At 68.1% G+C, this 5,432-nt stretch carries 6 protein-coding genes; 2 read left to right on the top strand and 4 right to left on the bottom strand.

Going from position 1 to position 5,432, the window contains the following annotated elements:
• On the top strand, positions 1 to 746 hold a 746-nt coding region (locus VSO01S_RS27640; RefSeq protein ID WP_444545712.1), incomplete at its 5' end, for an AtuA-related protein.
• Positions 747 to 761: 15 nt separating this feature from the next.
• Here VSO01S_RS27640 and VSO01S_RS25890 read toward each other — a convergent pair.
• From VSO01S_RS25890 to VSO01S_RS25880, 3 genes are all read right to left on the bottom strand, one after another.
• Positions 762 to 1,367, bottom strand: a complete 606-nt coding sequence (locus VSO01S_RS25890) for an isochorismatase family protein (protein ID WP_068645633.1) — start codon at positions 1,365 to 1,367, stop codon at positions 762 to 764.
• 71 nt (positions 1,368 to 1,438) lie between these two features.
• A complete protein-coding gene (locus VSO01S_RS25885; protein ID WP_068645632.1) occupies positions 1,439 to 1,909 on the bottom strand; it encodes a BON domain-containing protein in 471 nt (156 codons plus the stop codon).
• The gene (locus VSO01S_RS25880; protein ID WP_245684334.1) at positions 1,906 to 2,985 is read right to left on the bottom strand and encodes a PQQ-dependent sugar dehydrogenase; all 1,080 of its coding nucleotides are present in this window, start codon (positions 2,983 to 2,985) and stop codon (positions 1,906 to 1,908) included. Before VSO01S_RS25880 ends, VSO01S_RS25885 begins: the two co-directional genes overlap by 4 nt.
• A 224-nt stretch (positions 2,986 to 3,209) precedes the next feature.
• Here VSO01S_RS25880 and VSO01S_RS25875 point away from each other — a divergent pair, with 224 nt between their 5' ends.
• Complete coding sequence (locus tag VSO01S_RS25875) at positions 3,210 to 3,770, top strand: C40 family peptidase (protein ID WP_068645630.1); 561 nt, start codon at positions 3,210 to 3,212, stop codon at positions 3,768 to 3,770.
• A 139-nt stretch (positions 3,771 to 3,909) separates the two neighbouring features.
• Here VSO01S_RS25875 and lpdA read toward each other — a convergent pair.
• The coding region (gene lpdA, locus VSO01S_RS25870) for a dihydrolipoyl dehydrogenase (RefSeq protein WP_068645629.1) at positions 3,910 to 5,432 on the bottom strand (1,523 nt) is incomplete at its 5' end.

Raw genomic sequence — 5,432 nt, 5'->3', positions numbered from 1 at the left:
GGCTCTTTGCCGAGAACGGCTGGGGCGACTACACCCGCACCCACATCCAGGTGCTGGGCGCCGAGAGCTGCTACGGGCCGCATGCGGCCACCGGGGCAGCGCGCGAAGTCGTGCTGTGGGTGGCCGTGATGCACCCGCAGAAGGAGGCGCTCGAGCTCTTCGCCCGCGAGGTGGCCGCGCCCGGCACCAGTTGGTCGCCGGGTACCACGGGGGTGGGCGGCAGGCCGAGTCCGGGGCCGTCGATCCGGCAGTGCGCCTTCCTGCTGGACAAGGCGCGGGTCGAACCGGCCGTGCTCATCGATGGCGAACGACGGGGGATCGACATCCCGATGGGCGCAACGCCCGACCCCGCGTCGGCCGGCGAGCCGCAAGCCCCGCCACCGGATGCGCACCCAGCCGGCTCGGACACCATCGAGGTGCCGCTGGTGCGCCTGGCCTACGGCCGCAGCGGCGACAAGGGCGACATCTCCAACATCGGCCTCATCGCACGCCGCCCGGACTACCTGCCGGTGCTGCGCGCGCAAGTGACGCCCGAGCGGGTGAAGCAGTGGCTGGGCCACCTGGTGCAAGGCCAGGTCACCCGCTACGACCTGCCGGGGTTCGATGCGATGAACTTCGTCTGCGAGGCCGCCCTGGACGGCGGCGGCATGGCGTCGCTGCGCAACGACCCGCTGGGCAAGGGCATGGCGCAGATCCTCCTGTCGATGCCGGTCAGCGTGCCCCGGTCGCTGCTGGGCGCAGCCTGATCAGCTTTATCGTTGTCAGCGCACCAGCGCCAGCGCTTCGCGGAACGCGGGGTGTTCGCAGCCGCGCAGCCATTCGAAAGCCACCATCTCGGTGGTGACGAGTTCGGCACCGGCACCGGCCAGGCGGTCGAACGCGGCGTCGCGGTTGCGCTCGGTGCGCGAACTGCAGGCATCGGTCACGACCCAGACGTCGAATTCGTCCTCGATCAGGTCCAGCGCGGTCTGCAGAAGGCACACATGCGCCTCGCAGCCGGCGATCACGATCTGCTCGCGCTCCTGCGCGGCCGGCGCTGGCTTCTGCAGGTGCTTTGGCAGGCTGCGCGCATTGCCGCGCGGCGCCGCCGGCGCGGGGGCACGCAGCCATTCGGCCAAGCCCTCTTCCACAGCGCTGAACTGCATCTTGGAGAGCGTGCGCTGCACCAGCGCGGCGACCTCCGGCAGGTTGGGTCCGAGGCCCGACGGGTTCTCTTCCGTGGCAAAGGCGGGCACCTTCAGCAGCTTGGCCAGTTGACCCAGGCGCACCGCATTGCGGGCCACGGCCTCGCCTTCGAAGATGGCGGGCATCAGCCTGGCCTGGTAGTCCACCAGGACGAGTTGGGATTGGGAGGCGTCGAGCAGCATCGTGGTTGTCGCAATTCGGATCAAAAGGCAATGCTCGAACGTACCACCGAACGGACTGCCTTCAGGCAACTTCAGGGCGCCGGGACGACCTTGAGTTCGTTCATCACGTTCTCGACGTCATCCAGCGAGCGGATGATCCGCTCCAGCGTTTCGGCCTCGGCCCGGGTTCGCACGCAGCCTTGCAGCCACACCCAGCGGCGCTGGCCCAGCAGCCAGACGCTGGTGCCGCCGAAGCGGCCATCGGCCAGGATCGCCTTCTTGCTGCGCGCGACGATGTCGGGGTCGTACAGGTAGGCGTTGGGCAGCCTGCACCGGCCCGTCTGGTAGCAGGTGGTGCCGCGCTCGGCCCGGCCGTGGGTCTGCGCCAGCATCTCCTGGCGCGTGATGAGCGGTCCCTGGGGCACCGGGCAGGCCGGAATGCCGGAGGTGGCCTGCTCGAAGGGGTCGTTGAAGAAGTTCGCCCGCTCCTGCGCGACGCATGCGCCTGCCGCCAGCGCCGTGCCCAGCGCGAGCAGCAGGCCGGGGCGAACGCGCAGCGTCATGGTTGCAGCCGGATCAGCTGGCCGTTGGTCTGGTCGGTCAGCACGTAGATCAGGCCGTCCGGCCCCTGCCGCACGTCGCGGATGCGGGCGCGCCCGTCTTCCAGCAGCTTGTGCTCGGCCACCACCTTGCCGCCCTGGATATCGATACGGTCCAGATAACCGAACTTGAGCGAGCCGACGAAGAGGTTGCCGCGCCAGCCCTTGCCGTAGCGGTCGCTGGTCAGGAAGACCATGCCCGACGGGGCGATGGAAGGCACCCAGTAGTGCAGCGGCGGGTCCATGCCCTCCTTGGCCGTGATGCCCTCGCCGATCTTGCCGCCGCCATAGTTTTCGCCATAGGTGATCACCGGCCAGCCGTAGTTGTGGCCGGGCTGGACGATGTTGATCTCGTCGCCGCCCTGCGGGCCATGCTCGGTCATCCACAGGCGCCCGTCCGGCGCCCACGCCAGGCCCTGCGCGTTGCGGTGGCCGTAGCTCCAGATCTCGGGCAGTGCGCCGGCTTGCGCGACGAAGGGGTTGTCCGGCGGGGCCGCGCCGTCCTTGGTGACGCGGATGATCTTGCCCAGGTGGTTGTCCAGCCGCTGCGCGTCGTCCTTGCGGCTGAAGCGGTCGCCCGTGGTCATGTACAGGTGGCCATCGCGCCCTTCGGCAATGCGGCAGCCGAAATGGTTGCGGCTGGCGACCTTGGGGCGCTGGCTGAAGATGATGCGCACGTTCTCCAGCCGAGTGCGGTCGGTGGACAACTGGGCCCGTGCCAGCGCCGTGCCGTTGGTGCGCCCGCCCTCCGCCTCGGCATCGGGCTGGGAGAAGCAGAAGTAAAGGGTCCGGTTGCTTTCAAAGCCCGAATCAAGCACCAGGTCCAGCAGCCCGCCCTGCCCGCCGATGGCGACCTGCGGCACGCCGGGAAGCGGCGGCCCGACCTTGCCGTCGGGCTCGACCACCCGCATGCGGCCCAGCTTTTCGGTGACCAGGTAGCGGCCACTGGGCAGAAAGGCAACCGCCCAGGGATTTTCGATGCCGCTGGCAATCACCACGGGCCGGGGCTCCGCCAGAACCGGCGAGCCGGCCAAAAGCATCAACAAACCGGCCAAAAGTCGTGGAAATCGCATTCGGACGCTCCTCAGGCAAATCGAACACTTTGCCATTACTTGCTTGACAACTCATCTATTGGTCGCCCAAACAAGTTACATTTTCATAATCATTGCTTGGGGAAAAACGCTTATTTGACAATGGGTTGCGGTATATTCTTCCGCTTTTACATTGTTTGACATGACCCAATGTCATCAATATCCTACGCGTCATGCGATTTATCGTCTTACCCGTACTCCTTCTGGCTGCTTGCAGCGTCGCCGTTGCCGCACCACAAATCGAGCGCAATGACGAAATCGGGCGCCTCCTGGTCGACCAGGGCCTGATCGCCCAGCTCGAGCAGGTCCGCCAGACGGTGTCCGACCGCACGTCGACGCTGGTGGCCGGCGCCATGGGTTTCATCGGTGTTCCCTACCGCCGCGGCGGCAACACGGCCGAAACCGGCCTCGACTGCAGCGGCCTGGTGCGCGCGGTCTACAACCAGACCATGGGCCTGGTGCTGCCCCGCCGCGCCGAAGAGCAGGCCGCCGCCACCGAAAAGATCGACCGCAACGAGCTCAAGCCGGGCGACCTGGTCTTCTTCAACACCATGCGCCGCGCGTTCAGCCACGTGGGCGTCTACATCGGCGACGGCAAGTTCATCCATGCGCCGCGCACCGGCGCGAGCGTGCGCATCGAAGACATGAACGGCAGCTACTGGCAGCGCCGCTTCAACGGCGCGCGCCGCGTCCAGGCCGACGCCAGCGGCGTGACGCCCGTCACCGGCGACTGACCCCCTGCCCTTGGGCCCTTGCGGCCCGCAGCAAAAAGCCCGCTCCAGGCGGGCTTTTTGCTGGCCGGAAGATTCTCCGGCGTCGCGCTTCGCGAACCGCCGCCGGCCGAGGCCGGAAGCGGGGCGCGAGCGTGTTTCTTCAGCGCCGCTGCGGCGGCAGGTCGGTACAGGTACCGTGCGCCACTTCGGCGGCCATGCCGATGGACTCGCCCAGCGTCGGGTGCGGATGGATGGTCTTGCCGATATCCACTTCGTCCGCGCCCATCTCGATGGCCAGCGCCACTTCGCTGATGAGGTCGCCCGCATGCGTGCCGACGATGCCGCCGCCAACGATGCGGTGCGTTTCGGCATCGAACAGCAGCTTGGTCATGCCCTCGTCGCGGCCGTTGGCGATGGCACGGCCCGAAGCCGTCCACGGGAACAGACCCTTCTTGACCTTGATGCCCTGCGCCTTGGCCGCGTCTTCGGTCAGGCCCACCCACGCCACCTCGGGGTCGGTGTAGGCCACGCTCGGAATCACCCGCGCCTGGAAGGCGGCGCTGGCCAGTTCCTTGTCGCCCCTCTGCTCGCCGGCGATCACCTCGGCCGCCACATGCGCCTCGTGCACCGCCTTGTGGGCCAGCATGGGCTGGCCGACGATGTCGCCGATGGCGAAGATGTGCGGCACGTTGGTGCGCATCTGGATGTCGACCGGGATGAAGCCGCGGTCGCTCACCGCCACGCCGGCCTTCTCGGCGCCGATCTTCTTGCCATTGGGGCTGCGGCCCACGGCCTGCAGCACCAGGTCGTACACCTGCGGTTCCTTGGGCGCCTGCTCGCCCTCGAAGGTGACGCGGATGCCGTCCTTGGTCGCCTCGGCCGCCACCGTCTTGGTCTTGAGCATGATGTTGTCGAAGCGCGGCGTGTTCATCTTCTGCCAGACCTTCACCAGGTCGCGGTCGGCGCCCTGCATCAGGCCGTCGAGCATCTCGACCACGTCCAGGCGGGCGCCCAGCGTCGAATACACCGTGCCCATTTCCAGGCCGATGATGCCGCCGCCCAGCACCAGCATGCGCTTAGGCTCGTGCGCCAGCAGCAGCGCGCCGGTGGAGTCGACCACGCGCGGGTCCTTGGGCATGAAGGGCAGGCTCACCGACTGGGAGCCGGCCGCGATGATGCAGTTGCGGAAGCGGATGACCTGCTTCTTGCCGCTTACGTCCTTGCCGTCGCCGCTGGTCTCCTGCACTTCGAGGTGCCAGGGGTCCAGGAAGGTGCCGATGCCGCGCACGGTGGTCACCTTGCGCATCTTGGCCATGGCCGTCAGGCCGCCGGTGAGCTTGCCCACCACCTTGTTCTTGTAGCCCAGCAGCTTGGTGCGGTCGACCTTGGGCGTGCCGTAGTCCACGCCCAGGTCGGCGAAGTGCTTGACCTCGTCCATCACGCCGGCCACGTGCAGCAGCGCCTTCGAGGGAATGCAGCCCACGTTGAGGCACACGCCGCCCAGGGTGGCGTAGCGCTCGACGATCACCGTCTTCATGCCCAGGTCGGCGCTGCGGAAGGCGGCCGAGTAGCCGCCGGGGCCGGCGCCGAGCACCAGCGTGTCGCATTCCAGGTCGACCGCGCCGCTGTAGCTGCCGGCCGGCGCCACCGCCACCGCGGGCGCCTTGGCGGGCGCCGGAGCCG

The sequence above is a fragment of the Variovorax soli NBRC 106424 genome (genome assembly GCF_001591385.1).
In the GTDB taxonomy this organism is placed as follows: Bacteria; Pseudomonadota; Gammaproteobacteria; order Burkholderiales; family Burkholderiaceae_C; genus Variovorax; species Variovorax soli.
This window is presented reverse-complemented; position numbering and strand designations above follow the sequence as displayed.